We start from the raw sequence: 23,427 nt of genomic DNA, 5'->3' as shown, positions 1-23,427 counted from the left end.
ACATGGAGACCAATGCACGTCCTCGCCGCCGGGTTCGCCGTGCGGTCGGTCCCAGGCTGCGCGTGCTGCTGGTCTTCGTGCTGGCCCTGTTCGCCCTGCTGCTGGTCAACTCCCTGTATCTCGGGGGCGTGACCTGGCTGGAGTGGTACAGCGGCGAGACCTATCAGGACTTCAACTACCAGGCGATGTTCCTGTTCCACCTGGCGGCCGGACTGCTGTTGCTCCTACCGGCCCTGGTGTTCATGGGCCTGCACATGCGCAACACCTGGAGCCGGCCGAACCGTCGCGCGGTCTATGTGGGCTTTGCCCTGTTCGGCGTCACGTTGGCCCTGCTGATCTCCGGGCTGCTGCTGGTGCGCTTCGACTTCTTCCAGATTCGCGATCCGCTGATTCGCGACGTGGCCTACTGGCTGCACGTGCTCACGCCCCTGATCTGCATCTGGCTGTTCGTGCTGCACCGCCTGGTCGGGCCGCGAATCCGCTGGAAGAGCGGCCTGGCCGTGGCCGGGCTCGGGGCGGTCTTCGTGCTGGGGATGATCGTGCTGCAGGCCCAGGATCCGCGTCAGTGGAATCGCCCGGGTCAGTACGGTGAGGCCGATTTCAGACCCGCGCTGACCCGCTCGGCGACCGGCAATTACATCCCGGCCGAAACGATGATGATGGACGACTACTGTGCCAGCTGCCATGCCGATGTGCACGCCCAGTGGTCCGACAGCGTGCACCGCTTTGCCTCCTTCAACAATCCCGTGTACCTGATGTCCGTGCGAAACACGCGCGACTTCGCCATGGCCCGGGACGGCAATGTCGATGCGGCGCGTTTCTGCGCCGGCTGCCACGATCTGGTGCCACTCTTGTCCGGGGCCTTCGATGACCCGAACTTCGATGACGTCAACCATCCGACCGCGCATGCGGGCATCACCTGCACCTCCTGCCACGCCATCACCCACGTCAACAGCCCGCGCGGCAATGGCGATTTCACCATCGAGGAGCCGATCCACTACCCGTTCACCTTCAGCGAGAACGGTTTCCTGCAGTGGGTCAATGCCCAGCTGATTCTGGCCAAACCGGCCTTCCACCAGCGCACCTTCCTGAAGCCGCTGCACGAGAGCCCCGAATTCTGTGGCAGTTGCCACAAGGTGCACCTGCCGGAACACCTGAACGGCTACAAGTGGCTGCGCGGTCAGAATCACTACGACTCCTTCCTGCTCTCGGGCGTGTCAGGGCACGGTGTGACGAGCTTCTACTACCCGCCCGAAGCCGAGCCCAACTGCAATGGCTGCCACATGCCCCATGTGCCGTCGGATGACTTCGGTGCCCGCGTGCGCGACGACTCGGGGGTCTACACAGTCAGCAACCATCTGTTCCCGGCGGCCAATACGGCGATTCCGACCCTGGTCGGTCGCGACCCGGCCGTGGTCGAGGCGCACCAGGAATTCCTGCGTGGTTCCGTGCGCCTCGATCTGGTCGCCCTGCGAGCCGATGGGCGCATCGATGGCGAGCTGATCGCGCCGCTTCGGCCGCAGCTGCCCGTGCTGCAGCCGGGTCGAGACTATCTGCTCGAAACCGTGATCCGGACCCTGCGCCTGGGTCATCCGTTCACCCAGGGCACGGCCGATTCCAATCAGGTCTGGGTCGAGCTGGAAGTCGAACACGAAGGCGAGGTGATCGCGCGCAGCGGCGCAATGGACCCGGACACGCACGAGGTCGACCCCTGGTCACACTTCGTCAACGTGTGGATGCTGGATCGGGACGGCAACCGCATCGAACGACGGAATCCCGAGGATATCTTCGTCCCGCTCTACAACCACCAGATCCCGCCCGGTGCGGCGGACGTCGTCCACTATCGCCTGGCCGTGCCCGAAGGGCTGTCCGGCGAACTGACCGTCACCGCCCGTCTGCACTACCGCAAGTTCGACAATATCCTCATGCGCCACGTCGAAGGCGAGAGCTTCCAGCGCAACGAGCTGCCGATTACGGTGATCGCCGAGGACCGTCTGCACTTCCCGATCGGCGAGGCCGGGGGCTGGGTCCAGGCCGAGGCGACGGACATTCCCGAGTGGCAGCGCTTCAACGACTACGGCATCGGTCTGCTGCGCAAGCCCGAGCGGCGTCAGCTGCGCCAGGCCGAGGAAGCCTTCGCCCGCGTCGAGGCCCTGGGCAGTTCGCACGGTCCCCTGAATCTGGCCCGTGTCTATCTGGAGGAGGGCCGCCTCGACGAGGCCGCCGACGCCCTGCAGCGCGCCAGCGCTCACGCCGAGCCACCGGTGCCCTGGTCGATGGCCTGGTGGTCGGGTCGCCTGCTGTTCGAACAGGGCCGCTTCGACGCCGCCTACTCGGTCTTCGAGGCCCTCGCCGAGACCCGCTTCGCCGAGGCGCGCGAGCGTGGCTTCGATTTTTCCCGCGATTACCGTCTGCTCAACCAGCTCGGTCTGACCGCGCTCGAGCAGGCCCGGGCCAGCGCTGGCGAGGCGGCCGATGAGGCGCGGCAGTCGGCGCGGCGCTGGTTCGAGGCGGCACTGGTTCAGGACCCCGAGAACGCCGTGGCGCACTACAACCTCGGCCGTCTGCTCGACGAGCTCGGGGACGCGTCCCGGGCGCAGTTCCACAGCGCCGAGTACCAGCGCTACCGCGTCGATGACAATGCACGCGATCGAGCCATCAACCTGGCCCGCCAGTCCAATCCGGCCGCGGACCACGCTGCCGATGCGGTCGTGATCTACGACCCGCAGCGTCCGGCCCGTGACCGCTTCTCGGCCTCGGCCGCCTTGATCGCCGAGCGCGTTCAGCCAAGATCAACGACCCCAGCGGAGACCGCGCCATGAGCCAGCATGACCGTAACGAGGCCTTCGAAGACGAGCTGGATGCCGACGATTCGATCATCGCGCGCGCCCTGAAGATCTCCCTGTCCTTGATCCTGCTGCTGGCGCTGGTCGTCGCGGCGGTGCTGGTCTGGCGCCACCTCTCCGGTCCCGAACCGGAGCCCGTCGAAGAAGCCGAGGCGGTGGACCTGGAGGCCTTGCTGGCGCCCGAGGCCGGACCCCGGGCGCCGGCGGCCCGCTTCGTGGATCGAACGGCCGAGGCGGGTATCGACTACCTGCACGTCAACGGGGCCTTCGGTGAACGCCTGCTGCCCGAGACCATGGGCGGCGGTGTGGCAGTGATCGACCATGACGGAGACGGTGATCAGGACCTGTTGTTCGTCAGCGGCCGCTCCTGGCCCTTCGATCCCGAGCCCCCGCTCGAAGCGGCTTCGTCCCTGCGTCTCTATGCCAATGACGGTGAGGGCGGGTTCGAGGAAGTGACCGAGGCGGTCGGTCTGGCCGGCGAGCGCTTCTACGGGATGGGCGTGGCCGTGGGTGACGTCGACGGCGATGGCCGCGTCGATGTGTTCGTCACGGCGGTCGGCCCCAATCGCTTCTATCTGAATCGGCCGGAGGGTTTCGTCGAGGTCGCGGAGTCGGCCGGCGTGGACGGCGGCGCGAACGACTGGTCGACGGGCGCGGCCTTCTTCGATGCGGACGGCGATGGCGATCTGGATCTCTGGGTCACCAACTATGTGCAATGGTCACGCGAGATCGATCTGGCCGTGGACTATCGACTGACGGGCATCGGCCGCGCCTACGGGCCGCCGAGCAATTTCGCCGGCACGCACAGTCGTCTCTATCTCAATCAGGGCGAGGGGCGCTTCGAGGACGTCACCGAGTCGGCCGGTCTGATCATCACCCACCCGACCACCGGCGAGCCGATCGGCAAGGGCCTGGCTGTGATGCCCGTCGATGTCGACCGCGATGGCCTGCTCGACGTCATCGTGGCCAACGACACGGTGCGGAACTTCGCCTTCCGCAACCTCGGCGGGGGTCGCTTCGAGGAGCTGGGCACCGAGTGGGGCCTGGGCTTCGATCGCAACGGCATGGCCACCGGCGCCATGGGCATCGATGCCGGGCCGGCGCTGGGGGATGACCGTCTCGCCGTCGCGATCGGCAACTTCGCCAATGAAATGAGTTCGCTCTATCTGTCCCAGGCCGACCCCTCGCAGTTCGCGGATCAGTCGATCGCGCAAGGGGTGGGTGCGGCCACCCGCCTGGCCCTGACCTTCGGGGTGGGCTTCATCGACTACGACAATGACGGCCGGCTCGACTATGCCCAGGCCAACGGCCACGTCGAAAACGAGATCAACCGGGTTCAGGCCTCCCAGCATTATCGCCAGCCCGGTCAGTTGTTCTGGAACTGCGGCGCCGACTGCAGCCAGACCTTCCAGCCGCTCGAGGCCTCGCGAATCGGGGACCTGGCCGAGCCGATCGTCGGCCGTGGCCTGGCCTGGGGCGATTTCGATCAGGATGGCCGCATCGATCTGGTGCTGACGCAGATCGGCGGGGCGCCGCTGCTGCTGTTCAACGAGACCGACACCGATCACCACTGGCTCGGCCTGGAACTGATCGGTCGGGCACCGAACACCTCGGCGATCGGTGCCGAAGTGCGCATCGAGGTGGCTGGCCGCGAACTGCGCCGCCGGATCATGCCGGCGAGAAGCTATCTGTCCTCGGTGGCCTTGCCCCTGACGATCGGCCTGGGGGCGGCGGATCGCGTCGAGCGACTGAGCATCCGCTGGCCGGACGGTGAGCTGCAGCAGATCGAGCGCCCTACCGTTGATCAGCGCCTGCGCATCACTCAGCCCTGATTCGAGGTCTCGATGGCCTGGCGCTCGTCGGGCCCCAGGACCCGCAGGCTGCGGACGTTGTCGGTGATGGGTGTGATCGTCAGGCTGCGCTCGCCCGGGCGGGCGTAGAACAGGTAGCTGATGTTCTTCCGGATCAGGGCGATCTGCTCGACCTGGCCATCGGTCCAGGTCAGTTCGTAGTCGATGCGGGACTCACCGTTGTCCAGTCGTTCCTTCACGGCCATGCCCGCACCGACGCCCATGCCGATGAAGGCGAACAGCATGGAGCCGGCGCAGAGTGATAGCCAGGCCTTGCCCAGGGGCTGGGCCAGCAGACCGCTGTTGGCGGCTTCGGGGTTCTTCCGCAGGCTCAGCCAGCGAACGAAGCGCAGATAGGGATAGAGCGCGGCCGGCACCAGCACCACCACGGCGAGCACGACCACATGGCCGGTCACCAGCGCCAGGGGGCTGATCAATACGTCGAGCAGGTCCGCATATTCGAGGTAGTTCACGCCGAGCAGACCATAGAAGATGGACTGGCTGGCAATGCCCAGGATCAGCAGGTAGAGGTAGCCGAGCGGCAACAGTTCGGAGAGCGGCGGCAGGTCGTGCTTGGACGGGTCGGGAAGCATCGGAGTCGGTGGCTATGGGAGCGTGCTGATGATGGACGACTGGCCCGGCGGAAGGCAAGTCATGAAAGCGGGTCACCGCTTGCTGCTTTCGAGCGCCCCGATCGTGCTCGATCCGATCACTTCAGGTCCACGGCCTTCTTGACCAGCAACTCGTCTCCGAGCGGGCAGCTGGCCAGGGTCTCGGCGATCCTTCGGGCGGCGTGACCATCACCATAGGGGTTGCTCATCCCTCGCAGTGAATTCCGGAATTCCGGGCTTCGCGCCTTGTCGATCGCGGCGAGGATGGCGTCGCGTTCGCCGGGAACATCGATGACGTTCAGCGCGCGTTCCCGGCCGCGCTGGCGCGGGCCGATGTTGATGAAGGGCAGTTCCAGGGAAGGCGTTTCCATGATGCCGCTGGAGGAGTTGCCGATCATCATCTCGGCCTGTTTCAGCAGGCCCCAGAAATCGAACAGATCGAGGTTGAAGTTGAGTCGAGCCCTGGGCTGGCGACGGCAGTAGGCACGTGCCCGCTCGATGATCGCCTGATGGCCCGCGTCGGCGTTCGGGAAACAGAACACGACGGGGCCATCGAGGGTGTCGAGGGCCTCGAACAGGGCATCGATCTCCCCGGCGGCGTCACGCATCAGGGTCACGGGATGGTGGGCAACGATCACCGGGGGCGTGTTCAGGTCGAGTTCGAGCACCTGCTCCAGACGCTCCCGCGAGCTGAGCTGGCTTCGCCGGAGATGATCCAGGGAGGGCGCGCCTGCGCGCCGGACGCGCCAGGCCTCTTCGCCCATGGCGATCACCCGTCGCCGAGCCTGCTCGGTGGAGACGAAGTGCAGATGGCTCATCTTGGTCAGGGCGTTGCGCACCGCATCGTCGATGGCGCCTTCGCTGATCTCGCCGCCCTCGATATGGGCCATGGGAATGCGGAGGGCCAGGGCAGTGGACGCTGGCGCCAGCATTTCGTAGCGATCGGCGATCAGCAGCAGCAGATCGGGGCGCAGGCGTCCGAGCAGGTCGGCCAGGCCGAGCACCCCCAGGCCGATGGTCTTCGCCATGCCGACGTCGCTGTCCGAATCGAGCAGGTTCTCGAGGCAGGCTTCGAGCTCGAAGCCGTGCGCTTCGAACTGGTCCACGGTCTGGCCGAAACCGGGCGCCAGATGGGAGGCGGTGGCGATGATCTTCAGATCGACCGAGTCCAGCGACTGGAGTTCGCGCAGGATCCAGAACAGGTGGCCGAAGTCGGCGCGTGACGAGCTGACGACGGCGATGCGGCGTGGTGGGGTCGTGGATTGCAAAGACTGGCTCCGAATGACAGAATGGCGCGCCGTTCCGGCAAGCTCGCCGGAACCCTCGAACGTTTCAAGTATCCCAGATCATCATGAACAGGTTTTCCTCAACGCTGCCCTGGGGTCTGTGGGTCGGTGCCGCCTGCCTGCTGGCCGGCTCGGCGCAGGCGCTTCAATGGCAGGATGTCACGGCCGCTAGCGGCGTCGATTTCCGCTATTCCAACGGCATGCAGGGCCAGTTCCACTTTCCGGAGATCATGGGCGGTGGCGCGGCCGTTCTGGACTACGACCGCGACGGGCGAATGGATCTCTATCTGGTCCAGGGCGGGCGGTTGCTGCCGGGCGGTGATGGCGAGCCGATCGGCGACCGCCTGTTCCGGAACGTGTCCGAGCCCGGTCCCGACGGCCAGCTGCAACTTCGCTTCGAGGACGTCACCGAAGCCGCTGGAATCCGGGCGCTGGGCTATGGCATGGGCGTGGCGGTCGGTGATCTGAGCGGCAACGGCTACCCGGATCTCTACGTGCTCAACTATGGCGCCAACCAGCTCTGGCGCAACAACGGTGACGGCAGCTTTACGGACATCACCGAACAGGCCGGTGTGGCCGGCGCCGAATGGAGCGTCAGCGGCAGCGTGGTGGATCTGGACGGTGACGGCCGCAATGAGCTGATGGTGATCAACTACGTCGACTTCACCCTGGACAATCATCGCGTCTGCCGCTCGGCGATGACCTCGCAGCAGGACTACTGCTCTCCTTCCGCCTACGATGGCGTGCCGGATCGCTTGTACCGGAATCTCGGTGATGGACGATTCGAAGACGTGTCCGAGGCGTCCGGGATTGCCGGCCAGGCCCGCCATGGCCTCGGCGTGATCGCCGCGGATTTCAACGACGATGGGCGCGTGGATCTCTACGTGGCCAACGACGGGGTGCCCAATGCGCTCTGGCTGAACCAGGGCGGCCTGCGCTTCGAGGATGACGCCTTCCTGGCCGGTGTGGCCGTCAACGCCGGTGGCCAGTCCGAAGCGGGCATGGGGGTCGACGCGGCGGATTTCGACGATTCCGGCGCCGAAGACCTGTTCCTGACCCATATGCGGATGGAAACCAACACCCTCTATCGCAACGACGGTCAGGGCTGGTTCACCGATCTGACCAATCGCCTCGGACTGGGCGTGCCGAGTCTGGGTTATACGGGTTTCGGAACGGCCTTTCTGGATGCCGATCTGGATGGCTGGTTGGACCTGGTCGTGGCCAATGGCGCGGTCGTGATCGAGGATGCCCTGGCCGAGGCCGGCGATCCCTTTCCCTATCACCAGGGCAACCAGGCCTTCCGCAATCGCGGTGGCAATGGCTTCGAGGAGGTCACGGCCGAATCGGGCAGCGCCCTGAATCGCTCCGAAGTCAGCCGCGGCCTGGCCGTCGGCGATCTGGATAACGACGGCGGGCTGGATCTGGTCATCGCCAACATCAATGCGCCGGCCCGCATTCTCAGGAACCTGAAGGACAGCGGTCACCACTGGCTCGGCCTCGAGCCCGTGAACGACTCGGGCGCGCGGCTGTTGCCCGAGGTCTGGCTGCTCGATGACGAAGGTGCTCGCCATCGCCACCGTCGCGCGCGCCGTGATGGCTCCTACGCCTCGGCGCGGGACCCGCGCCTGGTGATCGGCCTCGGCGAGCGGGCGTCGGCCGTCACGATTGAAATGGTCTGGCCGGACGGTCAGGCTGAACGATTCGAGGGCCTGGCGCCCGATCGATACCACCGCCTGGTCCGAGGTCAGGGTCAGACGGTGGATTCGCAAACACCGGAGGAATGATCCGATGACTGGTTTTTTGAGAGGGGCCGCGGCGCTCCTGTTCGTGTTTTCGACCCTGGTTCAGGCCCAGCTCGTGCAGCCCGAGCTGCCCGATCTCGGTGAACTGCCCGAGCCCGTCCGCGAGGCCGTCGAGCAGGCCCGCGAGAATGTTCGTCTCACTGAACAGGCCAATGCCCCGGCGCCCCTCCTGGCGCAGGCCTGGGGCCAGTACGGGGAGGCCCTGCAAGCCCATGGTCTGACCGCGCCCGCTCGCCAGGCCTACCTGAACGCGCACGAGCTGGCGCCGGGCTTTCTCGACTGGCCCTATCTTCTGGGCACCCTTGATATCAGCGATGGCCGCCTGGAGCCCGCCCTGGACTGGTTCGGTCTGGTACTGGCCTCCGATGGCACGGATGTCCCGGCCCTGATCCGTCGGGGCCAGACCTATCTGGAACTCGATCGGCCCGAGCCGGCGATCCGGGACTTCGAGCGCGTGCTTCAGCTGAACCCGGAGTCGGCCGCGGGCCTTGCGGGCCTGGGTCGCGCCGCGCTCGCTCAGGGTCGTTTTGCGGAGGCCGTGGACTACCTGCAGCAGGCCCTGGGTCGGGCCCCGTCCGCCAGCGCCCTGTACCAGCCCCTCGGGATGGCGCTGCGAGGCCAGGGTGACACGGAGCGCGCGCGCGCCGCGCTCGCCCAGGCCGGTGAAATTACACCCGCGTTTCCGGACCCGCTGATCGAGCGCGTGCGCTCGCGTTCGCGCAGCCCGCAGTTCTATCTGGAGCTGGCGCTCGGCCAGGCCGAGGCCGGAAACCTGGCAGGTGCCCAGTCCCTGCTGGCCAGCGCATTGTCCCTGGCGCCCGATGATCCGCTGATCATCGAGAACTACGGTGACGTCAGCGCACGACTGGGCGCGCTGGTCGAGGCGCGTGACGCGTTCGCGGCCCTGGTCGAGCTCCAGCCCCGGAATGCGAGCGCTCGCTTCCGTCTGGCTCAGGTCGACGAACTGATGGGCCGTCTGGACGAGGCGGAGCAGGGCTACCGTCGGGTGCTCGCGATCGACGAGGGCTTCGATGAGGCCCGCGAAGCCATGGCCTTCGTCGAACTGGCGCGCCGGCGCTTCGATGCGGCCGCAGCAGCCTTCGAGCGGATGGCCGATGCGGCGTCCGGTCCGGACGCCCAACGTCTGCGCTACTGGCAGGCCATGGCGAGGCTGGGCGCGGGAGACTGCGCCGAGGGCGCGGCCCTGCTCGAGCGGCTTCGCCAGCTCGAAGACGGCTTCGATCCGGAGGTGCTGGGCGCCCTGGCCCGCGTGCGAGCGAGCTGTCTGGGTGCCGGCGAGGCGCAGCTGAGTGAAGCCTTCAACTGGGCCGAAGTGATCTATCAGGATGCGCCCGGCATGGAGACGGCCGCCACCCTGGCGATGGTCTATGCCGCCATGGGCCTGTTCGATGATGCCGTCGATCTGCAGGCCCAGGCCCTGTTCGAGGCGCTCAAGCTGGGGATCCTGGATGCCCGGCCCGATCTCCAGGAAGACATGGCACGCTACCGGGAAGGGCAGCGCGCGACGAGACCCTTCGCGCCGGCGCACCCGGTCTACGGTGCGGATGCGGGGCAGGGCTGAGGCGGGGCCAAGGCGAACTCAGCTCAGCCGCCACCACGCCCAGATCAGGCAGAACGCGACGAGAAACCAGAAGCCAGCCCAGGCCAGCAGGCGCAGGCCGGGTCCCGGTCGATGTGCTTCCGGCACCAGCGGGCCGGTGATCAGGCGCAGGCTGAGCCAGGCCAGGATCGGCGCGGCGAGGAAGGACACGGTCGTCGCGAAGTCGATCAGGCGGGTGAAGTGCTGGCCGAAGAAGTGGATCACGCTCAAGCCGCCGATCGAGAGCAGGATCAGGGCGCTGATGTAGCGGGCCTGGTGCAGGTTGGCGGTGTCATCGGTGTCGTCGGCCGCGCCGCTGACCTCGATCAGTGCGCGCAGGGCGCGAGGATAGGCGTCGGTGACGGCCAGCGTGGTCGAGAACATCGTCGTCCAGGCCGCCACGGCGATCAGGGGTCGAGCCCATTCGCCGAGGCTGTTGGTGTAGAGCTCGACGAGCACCGCGGAAAAGGCGACGGCCGAGGCGGGGATCGTTTGATCGCCACCATGCATGATCACCGCGCCCAGGATCAGGAACAGCGCCGCCAGCACGGTCGCGCCGATGAAGCCCAGCCGGAAGTCGAACACCGCCTCGCGCACGTTCGGGTGATGGCCGGTCTGTCGCGCCCGCTCCAGGGTCCAGAGCGAGTGCCAGGCGGCGACATCGAGAGGGATCGGCATCCAGCCCAGCAGGGCCAGCACGAAGGCGATGCCCGCCGCGCTCCAGAGTCGATCGAGGTTGCCGGCCAGGTCCAGCTCCATGCTTCCGGGTGCCGAGCCCAGCGCGAGGATGACCGCGGCGAGGGTGGACAGCGAGAGCACCAGCATGATCAGTTTCATGATCAGGTCGAGGCCGCGGTAGTGGCCGACGGCGAGCAACAGGATGCAGGCGCCCAGCACCGACGCCGACAGGGAGGTGATCGACCAGTCCAGGCCGAACAGCAGGCCGGTCAGGCCCGCCGTGACGATGGTGACGCCGGCCTGGATGATGACGGCGGTGGACAGGGTGATCAGGCTGAACAGGCCGATCGCCCAGCGGCCCATGCGCTGGTAACCCGCGATCATGCTTTCCCCGGTGGCCGCCGCGTAGCGCGGGCCGAACTCCAGAAAGGGGTACTTGAGCAGGCAGGCGAGCAGCACCAGGGGCAGCAGGGTGAAACCGTAGTCGGCGCCGGCGCGGGTCGACTGGACGAGGTGGGAGACGCCCACGGCGGCGCCGGCCATCAACAGTCCCGGGCCGATCGCGGCCAGCAGCGGGTGGCGTGGTTCGGAGGCGCTCATCGTGGCGAGGCCGGAGCGTGACTTGTGGCATCTGGGATCCACATCGGCGCATCGCTAGCCTGTAGATTGCCGATTGAATTCATTTCCGGGAAAAGTCTCATGATCAAACGCATTTTCAAATGGGGCGGGCTCACCGTTGCGGCGCTTATCCTGCTGCTTGGCGCGCTCGTCGTCAACGTGGTCTGGTTCAAGCCGGTGACCCTGAACCTGTTCTTCGAGCGGACCTTTCTGCAATTCGGGCTCGACAGCCCGCAGGCGCTGACCTCGATCGGCCTGTTCGATGCGCTGCCGATCAAGTTCTACCAGGGCAAGCTCGACGAGGTCTCGATCGAGCGGCAGGAGGCGATGGACGCCTGGGTCGAGGACAGCCTGACGACCCTGCGTCGCTACGACCGCTCCGACTACGAGGGGCAGGAGGCCCTGTCCTACGACATCTTCGAGTGGTTCCTGGCGCGCCAGGTCGAGGGGCAGCGCTGGAGCTGGCACGACTTCCCGCTGCACCAGATGCGCGGAATCCACACCGGCCTGCCGAACTTCATGCTGCAGGTCCATCCCGTTCGCAACGAGCAGGACGTGGACTTCTATCTCGCGCGGCTGGCTGGCTTCCCGGAAGCCTTCGCGGGCACCGTCGAGGTGCTCGAGGAGCACGAGCGCCGAGGAGTGGTCGCGCCGCGCTTTGCCATCGAGAAGACCCTGGAGTCGATGCGCGAGTTCATCGAGCAGCCGGTCGAAGACAACCCTCTCTACGCCGAATTCCTCGAACGCGTCGACGCCATCGAAGGCTTTCCGGAGGGGCGTCGTCGGGCCCTGCCGGGCGAGCTGGCCGAGGTGATTCGCGAGGCCGTCTATCCTGCCTACGAGTCGCTGATCGCCTATCAGGATGCGCTGCTGCTTCGGGCGCGCAGCAATGATGGTGTCTGGCGATTGCCTGATGGCGATGACTACTATGCCTGGGCGGTTCGCTGGCACACGACCACGGACTACACGCCCGAAGACGTGCATCAGATCGGCCTGGCCGAAGTGGCCCGGATCGAGGCGGAGATGGACGCCATCCTGTGCAGCGTCGGCCGCTGCGAGGGCAGTGTCGGTGAGCGGGTGCAGGCTCTGAGTCGGGATCCCGATCAACTGTTCGAGGACTCCGATGCCGGTCGCGAAGCCATTCTCGATGCGTTCCGCGAGATCATCACCGAGATCGACGGTGGCCTGGATGACTGGTTCGACGTGCGCCCCGCCGCCGGCGTCGAGGTGCGCCGAGTGCCCGAATACGCCGAAGACGGTTCGGCCGGTGCCTACTACTCCAGGCCGGCGATGGATGGTTCGCGGCCGGGCGTGTTCTTCGCCAAGCTCAAGCATGTCGAGGAGCACCCGCGCTTCGGTTTGAGAACCCTGGCCTATCACGAGGCCATCCCGGGGCATCACTTCCAGATCGCGCTGCAACAGGAGCTGACCGGCGTGCCCATGTTCCGCCGGATGCTGCCGTTCACGGCGTATTCCGAGGGCTGGGCGCTGTATGCCGAGCGTGTGGCCTGGGAGGCGGGCTTTCAGAACGACCCCCTGGACAATCTCGGGCGCCTGCAGGCCGAGCAGTTCCGGGCCGTCCGCCTGGTCGTCGACACGGGCATGCATTACCGGCGCTGGACGCGCGAACAGGCCATCGAATACATGGTCGAGAAAACGGGCATGGCCCGGACCGACGTGGTCAGTGAGATCGAGCGCTACCTGGTCATGCCCGGCCAGGCCCTGGCCTACAAGGTGGGGATGATGAAGCTGCTGGAACTGCGCGACCGGGCCCGGGCCGAGCTGGGAGAGCGATTCGACATCCGCCAGTTCCACAACCGGATCCTGATGAATGGCTCGATGCCCCTGGATATCGTTGAATCGGTGATCGACGAATGGATCGAGGAGCGTCTGAACGACCCGGTCTGAACTCCTTCGTCCGCTGCGATTTCGGCCGGTCCTTCCATGCGGAGGATCGGCCGCTTTTTTCTGGTGACCTTCACGCCGCGCTGCTTGCAAATATTAAAAGGATGTTCATATCATACGGGCCAATGCGAGTGTGGCTTCCGCCATACTCGACGGTATCCAAACCAAGAAAGCTCAAGCTTCGGGGAGAAAACACGATGAAGGTACGCCCGCTCCTGGCCACTGGAATGGCGCTGCTATGGCTTGTCGGCTGTGGTGGTTCGTCCAGTGTGGACCGATCCACGCCGCAGACGCCGGCCACCAATCCGGATGGCAATCCGACCACTCAGGTCATGGAGGCCGTCTTCAGTCCGGCCACAGGTCAACTGCCGTTCCCGACCAACCTGCTGCTTTCCGGGTCGGCCGATCTGACCCTGAATGTCCCCGTCGATGATCCCACCGATTTCGGGGATCCGGCCGTGGCCCTGTCGCAGCTCGACGGCTTCAGCACCGTCACGCCATGGACCTTCAGCTTCTCCCAGCAGATCGACCCGGCCTCCGTCCGGCACGGTGACACGGTTCGTCTGTTCGAGGTGGAGTTCGTGTTCGGTACCATCGCCGTCGCGGGCATCAATCGCGAGCTGACGCCGGGCGTCGACTACATCGCGACGGTCGCGCCGACGGACCCGACCGGGCGTACGGTCGCCATCGTGCCGCTGCGTCCGCTGCAGCAGATGACCGGCTACATGGCCGTGGTCACCAACGGGATCCAGGACACGATCGGAACGGCAGCCACGCCCTCCCAGACCTACTTCCTCACGAAGCGGACCTCTCCCCTGGTCGATGCCAGTGGCAACAGCACCGACAGCCTGCTGGACAACGGCACGGCGCGGGCGCTCGAGCCGCTGCGCCAGCTGACCAATGCACAGGAGTTCGCCGCAGCCTCTCAGGGCATCTCGCGCGATGACATCGTGCTGAGCTTCACGGCGACCACCCAGTCGATCACTCCGGTGCTCAACGTGATCCGCTCGCAGGCCGAGCCGACGGCAACCCAGGTCGCTCAGGCCTGCGTGGCGCCGGGCGCCTGCCTGACGACGGCCGATGTGCTGCCGCCGGGCGCCTCGCCGGGCATCGCCGATCTCTACATCGGTGTAACCTCCGTGCCGTACTACCTGGGCGTTCCGACGGCGGAGAATCCGATTGCTCCGATCAACCAGTTCTGGCAGGCCGCTCCGGGTGCCTACGTGCCGCCCTTCGATGAGCTGCCGCTGGACCCGACCTCGACCGCGGTGACCGTGGCCAACCCGATGCCGGTCGCCCGCTCGAACGAATTCGTGCCGGTGCTGATGACCGTCCCGAACGCCAACTCGGGCTTCACCAGACCGGAGGCCGGCTGGCCGGTGGTCATCTTCCAGCACGGCATCACCGGTAACCGGACGAACATGCTGGCGATCGCCGACACGATGGCCTCCATCGGTTTCGCGGTCATCGCCATCGACCAGCCGCTGCACGGCATCACCGACACCACCAGCCCGCTCTACGTCGGCAATACGCCGTTCGGCACCGTGGGCCGCGAGCGCACCTTCAACCTGGACATCCAGGACAACGCCACGGGTGCGCCGGGCCCGGATGGAAACATCGATTCTTCCGGGGCCTGGTTCATCAACCTGGGCAGCCTGCTGACCTCGCGCGACAACCTGCGCCAGGCCCAGGCCGACCTGAGTGTGCTGGCCCTGAACATTCCCTTCATCGATCTCGATGGCGATCAGCTGGGTGACCTCGACGGCTCGAACATCAACTTCGTCGGTATCTCCCTCGGTTCCATCGCCGGCATCCCGTTCCTGGCTGTCGAGCCCACCGTGAACAATGGTGTGCTGTCCGTGCCGGGTGGCGGCATCGCCAACATGCTCAACGGTTCGCAGACCTTCGGTCCGGTGATCCGCGCCGGTCTGGCCGCTGCGGGCGTCGAGCCGAACACGCCGGACTTCTTCCAGTTCCTGCTGATCGCGCAGACGGTCACCGACGCGGCCGACCCGATCAACTGGGGCGCGACGACGGTACAGACCAACAGCGTGCTGCTGCAGCAGGTCGCGGGCGACACGGTCATCCCGAACTTCGTGCCGGGTGCGCCGCTGTCGGGCACCGAGCCGCTGATCGCGGTCATGGGCCTCGATCCGATCACGGGTACGACGCAGGATCCGCTGGGGATTCGCGGCGCTGTGCGCCTGATCCAGGGAACGCACGGTTCCCTGCTCGATCCTTCATCGGCGCCGGCGGTGACTGCAGAGATGCAGGGCCAGGCCGCCAGCATGGTCGCCTCCGGTGGCGCTGCGGTGGTCATCGGTAATCCGTCACTGATCCTGACCGACTGACAGGGAGATATTCAATGAATCTGCACAAGAACACTGCACGTCGTCAGGCCCGCCTGATGCGTCCCTGCCTGCTGGCCAGCGCCATCGGTCTCGCTCTGGTGGCCAACAGCGCCCAGGCGATCGATCTCAGCACCGACGAGGTCAGCATCCGGCTGGATACCACGATCAGCTACGGGTCCGGCATGCGCGTCAGCGGCCGTGACGATGATCTGATCGCCAAGTCGCATTTCAACCCGCTGATCGTTCAGGCGCCGCTGGAGCAGCAGATCCTGGCGCCGGGCCGCTTTTCGGCGAACTCGGATGACGGCAACCTGAACTTCGACAACGGCGACTTCATCTTCAACGCCGCCCGCATCACCTCCGAGCTGCAGGTCGATTACAAGAACTACGGGTTCTTCGTCCGTGGCAACTACTTCTATGACTTCACGCTCAACGACATGGACGAGCTCAGCGACGGCGCGAAGGACTTCGCCGGCAGCCGGGGTCGCCTGCTCGATGCCTACGCCTACAAGGACTTCGACATCGGAGAGCGGATGCTGTCCGTGCGCCTCGGGCGTCAGGTGGTCAGCTGGGGTGAGTCGACCTTCCTGGCCGGGGGGATCAATACGATCAACCCCGTCGACCTGACCGCCCTGCGGACCGCGGGTGCCGAGCTGAAGGAAGCCTTCCTGCCGCAGAACATGCTCTGGGGCTCGATCGACCTGACCCCGAACATGTCGATGGAAGGTGTGGTTCTGTTCGAGTGGGATCCGGTCGAGGCCGAGCCCGTCGGCACCTACTTCGCCACCAATGACTTCGCCACTGCCGGTGGGCGTTACGCGATGCTGAACTTCGGCCTCGTGCCGCAGCCGGTGCGCAACGCCGATCTCTTCGATCCGGTCTGTGCAGGTGGCAACTTCGGTGCCAGCGACGCGCCCCTGCCGCCGACCCTGGTGGCCCTGGGCTGCTCGGCCGCCTTCCCGCGCGGAAGCAACATCGAGCCCGACGCGAACGGCTTCGATGGGCAGTGGGGCCTGGCCTTCCGCTACTTCGCTCCGCAGCTCAACGACACCGAGTTCGGTCTCTACTACCTGCGTTATCACAGCCGCCTGCCGCTGCTGTCGGGTCAGGCGGTCCTGAACTCCAACGTATCGACCGGCGCGGTGCTGGTCGAATATCCGGAAGACATCGACCTGTTCGGCCTGAGCTTCAACACCACCATCCCCGGCGGCTGGTCGCTGGCCGGTGAGTTGAGCTACCGGGACAACGTGCCGATCCAGATCGACGACGTCGAGCTCCTGTTCGCCGGTCTGTCGCCGCTGAACGCCGCGATTCCGAACGAGTACGAGCGCTTCCGCAGCCAGCTGGGTTCCTACGCTCCGGGTGAGTACATTCCGGGCTACGAGCGTCGCAAGGCCTCCCAGTTCCAGTTCACCCTGACCAAGCTGATCGGACCGAACAACTGGATCGGTGCCGACCAGGTGGCCGTCGTCGGTGAGTTCGGTGCGACCAACTACTGGAACCTGCCGAGCCACGATGAACTGCGTTTCGAAGGTCCCGGCACGGACACCGGCGGCGGCCCGAGTCGCCTGACGGGTGCGGCCCGCAACCCGGTGACGACGCCGGACGGCTTCGCCACCTCCTTCAGCTGGGGTTATCGACTGGTCGTCGCTCCGACCTACAACGCGGTGTTCGGTACTTCGTGGAACATGACTCCGCGCGTCGCCTTCAACCACGACGTTCAGGGTGTCACCCCGGGACCGGGCGGCAACTTCATCGAAGGTCGCAAGCAGGTCACGCTGGGCGTGAACTTCTCGCGTCTGTCGACCTGGCAATTCGGATTCGCCTACACCAATTTCTTCGGTGCCGGCATCAACAATCTGCTGAGTGATCGGGACTTCGTCTCGGCCTCGATCAGCTACTCGTTCTAAGGGGAGTTCAATCATGAAAACCCAATCGATCAAGCAAATCCTGACCCTGGCCGCCATCGCGGCACTGAGTCTCGGCCTGGTGGCCTGTGGCAGCACGCCGGAATCGCAACCGACCGAGTCCGACCAAACGCAAGAAGAGTTGAACGATCGCTTCGAAGAAGCGCGTGCCGAGCGTGAAGCTGCCGAAGCGGCGGAACGCCAGGCGGCAGAGGCCGAGCGCCAGGCGGCCGAAGCCGAGCGTGCGGCGGAAGCGGCGCGCCGCGAAGCCGAAGCCGAGGCCGCACGCGCAGCGGCTGAAGCGGAGGCGCGCGCGGAAGCCGAGCGCCAGGCGGCCGAAGCCGAAGCCGCTGCAGCTGCAGCCGCCGCCCGCGAGGAAGCACAACGTCGCGCCGCTGAAGCCGAAATGGCTGCAGCCGAGGCGGCAGCCCGCGAGGAAGCCGAGCGCATGGCCGCCGAGCGCATGGCCGCCGAGGCCGCTGCTGCTGAAGCCGCCGCCGCAGAGGAAGCCGAGCGTCGCGCGGCAGCAGCCGCCGCCGCTGCTGAAGCCGAGGCCGAGCGCATGGCGGCCGAAGCCGCCGCTGCCGAAGCCGCCGCCCGCGAGGATGCTGAACGCATCGCGGCCGAGAACGCAGCTGCTCAGGAAGCCGCTGCCGAAGCCGCTGCCGCGCAGGCCGCTGCTCGCGCCGCTGCCGAACCGGCGGTGCCCGCGGATTCGGGTGACTTCATCCTGGCCCGCACGCCCGAGAACATTGCCCGCCTGGGTCGTGATCTGACGCCGATGGGTTCGATCCGTGGCGGTAGCGCCGACGGCCGCATTCCGGCCTGGGACGGTGGACTGGGTCGCGAGGACTGGCCTGCCGGCTACGAGCCGGGTGATCGTCACCTCGATCCCTTCGCCGCCGATGAGCCGCTGTACGTGATCACGGGCGAGAACTACCAGGAATACGCCGATCGCCTGTCGGTGGGGCAGATGGCGACCTTCGCGCGCTATCCGGACACCTACATCATGAAGGTGTACCCGACCCGTCGTAGTGCCTCCTTCCCCGAGTTCATCTACGAGGCCACGATCCGCAATGCCTCGACGGGTCGTCTGACCGCCGAAGGCGAGGGTGTGGCCGACGTTTCCGAAGGCTTCCCCTTCCCCCTTCCGCAGAATGCCTACGAGCTGATGTGGAACCACAAGCTGAAGTACAAGGGCACCGGTGGCGTTCGTTACAACAACCAGGTTGCCCCGACCACCAGCGGCAGCTACCAGCTGGTCCGTCTGCGCGAGGAGCTGCTGGGTCTGTACTACGTGGAAGGCAGCACGATCGCGGACACCAACAACATCCTGCTCTACTTCTTCCAGGAAGTGGAATCGCCGGCGCGTCTGGCCGGTAACATCCTGCTGGTCCACGAAACCCTGAACCAGCTCGAGCAGCCGCGTCAGGCCTGGATCTACAACCCGGGTCAGCGTCGTGTCCGTCGTGCGCCGAACGTGGCCTACGACAATCCTGGCACCGCATCGGACGGCCTGCGCACCAACGACATGACCGACATGTTCAACGGCGCCATGGATCGTTTCACCTGGGAAATCGTCGGCAAGAAGGAAATGTACATCCCGTACAACTCCTATCAGCTGCACAGCGGTGACCTGACCCCGGACGACATCGTCCGCCCGGGCCACCTCAACCCGGACCTGATGCGCTACGAGCTGCATCGCGTGTGGATCGTCGATGCCCGTCTGCGTGAAGGCACGCGTCATATCAACTCGCGCCGCACCTTCTACCTCGATGAAGATTCCTATCAGATCGCTCTGATCGACCATTACGATCAGCGTGGCGAGCTGTGGCGCGCTTCCGAGGCGCACACGATCAACTACTACGATCTGCCGACCTACTGGTCGTCGGTCGAGACCCACATGGATCTGCAGTCGGGTCGTTACGTGGCCACCGGTATCGACAACCAGGATCCGGTGAACACCTTCAACGTGCCGCTCAGCCCCAGCAGCTATACGCCGCAGGCGCTGCGCACTCGCGGACGGCGCTAAGCCGTCCGGGGAAGGCCTCGAACAGGCCGACCGGTCCCCGGTCGGCCTTTTTTGTCGGGGGCTCCGGTTCGTTCGATCGATCCGAGAGTCGAGAGGTCGGTACCGTGGGCCCCGACGATCAGGCGCCAACCGCGCGGCCGGTTCAGAGCCAACGCTTCCGAAATCGTGAGCTGACTCGGGCAGGCGCTGGTCGAATCGCTGGGTCGCCGAGGCTCGCCCGGCCCTGAATCCAAATTCGGAGAATACCTGAATGATTTCGCGAATCCTACCGCTCGCCATTCTGCTGCTGGTGCTGCCAGCTGCCGTATCGGCACAGAGCGCCGAACCGCAGCCGGCCGAGCAGGCGCGACTGGTCGCCAGCAGCCTGCTGCTCGATGTGACCCGTGCCGGTCAACGTTTCGTGGCGGTCGGCGAACGTGGCCATGTGCTGTTGTCCAGCGATGGTGACGCCTGGGAACAGGCAGAATCCGTTCCGACTCGAGCCACCCTGACTCGGGTGACCTTCGCTGGCGGTCGACTCTGGGCCGTGGGTCATGATTCGGTCATCATCCACAGCCGGGACATGGGCCGAAGCTGGACCCTGCAGAACTTCGAGCCGGATTGGGAAAAGCCCTTGCTCGACGTGCATTTCTTCGACGCCAATCGCGGCGTGGCGATCGGCGCCTACGGCCTGTACATGCGCACCGACAATGCCGGTGAGGACTGGGAAGTCTTCGACATGGCCGATCTCGTGACCTCCGAGGCCATTGACTGGGAAGAGGCGGCGCAGGCTGCCGCCGAACTGGACAGTCGCGAAGGCAACGACGAGATGCTGGGTCTCGACGACGAGCTCTACGATCCGGCCGCCGATTTCGATCGCGGCTGCTACGAGTTCATGGAATGCCACCTCAACGCCTTCCTCGATCTGGGTGATGGGCGCTGGATGATCGCGGCGGAGCGGGGCTACGGGTTCCGCACCGTCGACGGTGGTGAGAATTGGGAAAGCTTCCGTTTCCCCTACCCCGGTTCCATGTTCGGCTTGCTGGACATCGGCGACGGCTCGGTCCTGGCCTTCGGCCTGCGCGGGAACGTGCAGCTTTCCAATGATTTCGGAAGCAGCTGGGCCTTGCTGGACAGCCCCCTGGAGTCAACCTTGATGGGGGGTGACATGAGCCCCGAAGGACGGCCGTTCATGGTCGGAGCCGGCGCGGCGCGACTCAGCTACGACCCGCGAAGCCAGCGTTTCGAATACGAGGAGGATCGCCTCGGAAGCACCTATGCAGCCGTGCTGTTTCTGGATGACGGCAGCAAGATCATCGTCGGCGAAGATGGAGTGAGCCATGACTGACAATCCGACCCTGGCGCGTCGCATTGCCGACGCGGTCTTCAGCATTCGCCCGCTGATCCTGCTGCTGTTCCTGCTCGGAACGGTCGCTGCGGCGTACTACATGATGCAGCTGCGCGTCGATGCCGGCTTCAAGAAGCAGCTCCCGCTCCAGCATGAATACATGCAGACCTTCATGGAGTACGAGCGTGAGTTCGGGGGCGCCAACCGGATCATGGTGGCGCTGGTTGCCGAGGACGGCGACATGTTCACGCCGGAGTTCTTCCAGGATTTCGAGCGGATCAGTAATCAGGTGTTCTTCATCCCCGGGGTGGACCGGGCCAGCGTGCGCTCGATCTTCACTCCGAACGTGCGTTTCGTCGAGATCGTCGAGGATGGCTTCGCCGGTGGTAACGTGATCCCGGCCGATTTCGCACCGTCACCGGAGATGTTCGAGCGAGTGCGCTCGAACATCGTCAAGTCCGGTGAAGTCGGGCGCCTGGTGGCCGAAGACTTCTCCGGTGCCATGGTCTGGGCCAATCTGCTCGAAGAGGATCCGGGCACGGGTGAGGCGCTCGACTATCAGGACGTGGCGGCTCAGCTAGAGAGCATCCGCTCCAGTTTCGAGAACGAATCGCACACCGTGCACATCGTCGGTTTCGCCAAGATCGTCGGTGACATCGCCGACGGTGCGCGTGGTGTGGTTACCTACTTCGGTGTGGCCTTCGCCATCACCGCGGTCCTGTTGCTGCTGTATTCGGGCTCGTTCTGGCTCACCCTCCTTCCGCTGGTCTGCTCGGCTACGGCCGTGGTCTGGCAGCTGGGCCTTTTGAGCGTGCTCGGCTTCGGCATCGACCCGATGAACATCCTGACGCCCTTCCTGATCTTCGCGATCGGAGTCAGTCATGGCGTGCAGATGATCTCCGGCTGGAATGCCGAGAAATTCTTCGGCGGCCATTCCCCGCTCGGCGTTGCCGCCGATGGTGGTGGCCTCGACAGCGTGCCGATCGTGTCCAGTCTGGAAGCCTCGAAGGCCACCTTCGCGCGCCTCCTTGCACCCGGCGCCATTGCGCTGATTTCCGACACGATCGGCTTCCTGACGATCCTGCTGATTCACATCCGGATCATTCAGGAGCTGGCGCTGACGGCCAGTATCGGCGTGGCCGTGATCATCTTCACCAACCTGGTCCTGCTGCCGGTGCTCCTGTCCTACGTTCGCCTGAGCAACGAGGAGAAGTTCCGCCAGCGCCAGTACGAGAAAGGCCGCAAGCCCAGCCTGGTCTGGGGTCTGATCGGGAGCTTCAGCCGTCCGGGCGTGGCGGTCGTGGCCGTGCTGGTCGGGGTCGGCCTGTTCGCCTTCGCCTGGGTCAAGTCCCAGGACATGCAGATCGGCGATTCCCAGCCCGGCGTGCCCGAGCTGCGGGAAGATGCCCGATACAATCAGGACGCTCGACTGATCGCTGATCGCTTCTCCCTGGGGACCGATCTGATCTCGGTCATCGCCGAGACGGCGCCGTCGGCCTGTACCGAGTCATACCAGGTCATGGAGGCGATCGATCGCTTCGCCTGGCAGATGTCGAATGTCGAAGGGGTCCAGCAGGTCGTGACCCTGCCGAACATCGCCAAGATCGTCAACGCCGGCTGGAACGAGGGCAACCTGCGCTGGCGGGTGCTGCCGCGCAACAACTTCATCATGCGGCAGAACCTGTCGGGCATCGAATCCTCCACGGGTCTGCGCAACGAGGACTGCAGCGCCATGCCGGTCATGGTCTTCCTCGAGGATCACCGCGCCGAGACCATCACTCGCGTCGTCAATCGGGTTCGCGAGTTGCAGGGCGAGATCTACGTGGACGGGCTGGGCTTCCAGCCGGCCAGTGACTTCACCGGTGACGTCGGAGGAGAGAATGGCGAGCGCTGCGAGGAATGTCTGAGCTTCCGTCTGGCGACGGGCAATGTCGGAGTGATGGCGGCGACCAACGAAGAGGTCGCGGCGGCGCAGACGCCGATGCTGATCTACGTCTACGGCGCCATCATCCTGCTGTGTCTGATCACCTTCGGTACAGCGCGAGTGACCACCTTCGTGGTGGTGCCCTTGACCGTGGCTGGCGTGCTGACCTATGTGATGGCACCGGCCCTCTGGGCGCAACCCTACTTCATGTACGGTCTGGCCGCGCTGGTCGGTCTGATCCTGCTGTTCACCCGAGGTGGGCGGGGCACCCTGTGCATCATCCTGCCGCTGGTGCTGGTCAGCTACCTAGCCTACAGCCTGATGGCCTACATGGGCATCGGTCTCAAGGTCAACACCCTGCCGGTCGTGGCGCTTGGTGTCGGGATCGGCGTGGACTACGGGATCTACATCTTCAGCCGCATGCGCAGCCTGCTCGATGAAGGCCTCAGCCTGAACGATGCCTATCTGCGCACCTTGCGCCTGACGGGTAAAGCGGTGTTCTTCACCGCCATCACCCTGGCGGTGGGCGTGGGTACCTGGCTGTTCTCCGACCTGAAGTTCCAGGCGGACATGGGCGTTCTGCTCGGTTTCATGTTCATCTTCAACATGATCGGCGCCATGCTGCTGCTGCCGGCGCTGGCCCGCATTCTGCTGGGCTGGGGCAAGCGGGGTGATGCGGCCCAGGCCTGA

Annotated in this window: 13 protein-coding genes; 10 read left to right on the top strand and 3 right to left on the bottom strand. The window is 65.6% G+C overall.

What is annotated here, in order from left to right; genetic code table 11:
- The first annotated feature begins 2 nt into the window (after positions 1–2).
- Positions 3–2,822 (top strand): tetratricopeptide repeat protein, encoded by a 2,820-nt coding sequence (locus WM2015_RS13205; RefSeq protein WP_082169747.1) that lies wholly within the window; start codon positions 3–5, stop codon positions 2,820–2,822.
- Positions 2,819–4,678: a CRTAC1 family protein gene (locus WM2015_RS13200; RefSeq protein WP_049726486.1), complete on the top strand. Its 1,860-nt coding sequence runs from the start codon at positions 2,819–2,821 to the stop codon at positions 4,676–4,678. The genes WM2015_RS13205 and WM2015_RS13200 overlap by 4 nt, the downstream gene beginning before the upstream one ends.
- Here WM2015_RS13200 and WM2015_RS13195 read toward each other — a convergent pair.
- Both WM2015_RS13195 and neuC read right to left on the bottom strand, forming a co-directional pair.
- Positions 4,669–5,289 carry a hypothetical protein gene (locus WM2015_RS13195; RefSeq protein WP_049726485.1) on the bottom strand — a complete coding sequence of 207 codons (621 nt, stop codon included), beginning with the start codon at positions 5,287–5,289 and terminating at the stop codon, positions 4,669–4,671. The two genes, WM2015_RS13200 and WM2015_RS13195, sit on opposite strands and share 10 nt — an antisense overlap.
- A gap of 116 nt (positions 5,290–5,405) precedes the next feature.
- Positions 5,406–6,575 carry a UDP-N-acetylglucosamine 2-epimerase gene (gene neuC, locus WM2015_RS13190; protein WP_049726484.1) on the bottom strand — a complete coding sequence of 390 codons (1,170 nt, stop codon included), beginning with the start codon at positions 6,573–6,575 and terminating at the stop codon, positions 5,406–5,408.
- A gap of 83 nt (positions 6,576–6,658) precedes the next feature.
- Here neuC and WM2015_RS13185 point away from each other — a divergent pair, with 83 nt between their 5' ends.
- Entirely contained in the window at positions 6,659–8,377 is a 1,719-nt protein-coding gene (locus WM2015_RS13185; RefSeq protein ID WP_049726483.1) for a CRTAC1 family protein, read from the top strand.
- 4 nt (positions 8,378–8,381) lie between these two features.
- Positions 8,382–9,977, top strand: a complete 1,596-nt coding sequence (locus WM2015_RS13180; protein ID WP_156201192.1) for a tetratricopeptide repeat protein — start codon at positions 8,382–8,384, stop codon at positions 9,975–9,977.
- An 18-nt stretch (positions 9,978–9,995) separates the two neighbouring features.
- Here the strand turns inward: WM2015_RS13180 and WM2015_RS13175 are convergent, their stop codons facing one another.
- On the bottom strand, positions 9,996–11,273 hold the full coding sequence (locus WM2015_RS13175; RefSeq protein ID WP_049727101.1) for an NRAMP family divalent metal transporter: 1,278 nt from the start codon (positions 11,271–11,273) through the stop codon (positions 9,996–9,998).
- A gap of 99 nt (positions 11,274–11,372) precedes the next feature.
- Between WM2015_RS13175 and WM2015_RS13170 the strand changes: the two genes are divergently transcribed.
- The 6 genes from WM2015_RS13170 (at position 11,373) to WM2015_RS13145 (ending at position 23,427) form a co-directional block, all read left to right on the top strand.
- Entirely contained in the window at positions 11,373–13,199 is a 1,827-nt protein-coding gene (locus WM2015_RS13170) for a DUF885 domain-containing protein (RefSeq protein ID WP_049726481.1), read from the top strand.
- Positions 13,200–13,393: 194 nt separating this feature from the next.
- Positions 13,394–15,547 carry an alpha/beta hydrolase gene (locus tag WM2015_RS13165; RefSeq protein ID WP_169751184.1) on the top strand — a complete coding sequence of 718 codons (2,154 nt, stop codon included), beginning with the start codon at positions 13,394–13,396 and terminating at the stop codon, positions 15,545–15,547.
- Positions 15,548–15,561: 14 nt separating this feature from the next.
- Complete coding sequence (locus WM2015_RS13160) at positions 15,562–17,457, top strand: DUF1302 domain-containing protein (RefSeq protein ID WP_049726479.1); 1,896 nt, start codon at positions 15,562–15,564, stop codon at positions 17,455–17,457.
- Between the two features lie 13 nt (positions 17,458–17,470).
- Positions 17,471–19,486 carry a DUF1329 domain-containing protein gene (locus WM2015_RS13155; RefSeq protein ID WP_245609773.1) on the top strand — a complete coding sequence of 672 codons (2,016 nt, stop codon included), beginning with the start codon at positions 17,471–17,473 and terminating at the stop codon, positions 19,484–19,486.
- Positions 19,487–19,736: 250 nt separating this feature from the next.
- Complete coding sequence (locus WM2015_RS13150) at positions 19,737–20,813, top strand: YCF48-related protein (protein WP_049726478.1); 1,077 nt, start codon at positions 19,737–19,739, stop codon at positions 20,811–20,813.
- Positions 20,806–23,427 carry an efflux RND transporter permease subunit gene (locus tag WM2015_RS13145; RefSeq protein ID WP_049726477.1) on the top strand — a complete coding sequence of 874 codons (2,622 nt, stop codon included), beginning with the start codon at positions 20,806–20,808 and terminating at the stop codon, positions 23,425–23,427. Before WM2015_RS13150 ends, WM2015_RS13145 begins: the two co-directional genes overlap by 8 nt.

The organism is Wenzhouxiangella marina (assembly GCF_001187785.1).
In the GTDB taxonomy this organism is placed as follows: Bacteria; Pseudomonadota; Gammaproteobacteria; order Xanthomonadales; family Wenzhouxiangellaceae; genus Wenzhouxiangella; species Wenzhouxiangella marina.
The sequence above is the reverse complement of the archived record's forward strand: the minus strand, read 5'-3'. Positions and strand labels throughout refer to the sequence as shown.